Origin of the sequence: Bacillus sp. SIMBA_005, assembly GCF_046535585.1 — a bacterium.
GTDB classification, from domain to species: domain Bacteria; phylum Bacillota; class Bacilli; order Bacillales; family Bacillaceae; genus Bacillus; species Bacillus pumilus.
The window spans coordinates 1-246 of the sequence record NZ_JAWRWI010000958.1; the positions used below are offsets into that span (position 1 = coordinate 1).

General features: G+C 40.2%; 1 protein-coding gene. It reads left to right on the plus strand.

Annotation, left to right across the window (positions count from 1 at the left end):
- Window positions 1-246 (plus strand): histidine kinase dimerization/phospho-acceptor domain-containing protein (locus tag SB660_RS22940; RefSeq protein WP_410584826.1); only part of this gene is annotated, 246 nt, incomplete at both ends.

A 246-nucleotide genomic window follows, 5' to 3' on the forward strand; every position in this document is an offset into this window, starting at 1 on the left:
TTTCAATCGCCGTTATTGAATATTCAAGGGTATGTGGATTTATTGAAAAATCCTACGCTTGCAGAACCTGAACGGCAAGAATACGCAACGATTATAGAGCTAGAAACAAAGCGACTATCGACATTGACAAAGCAACTATTGTTGCTGACATCACTCGATCAATCTACCAGAATGCTAAAGCGAGAACCGTATCCGTTAGATGAGCAATTGAAAGAAACGGTGCGAAAATATCGATGGCAGTTAGAG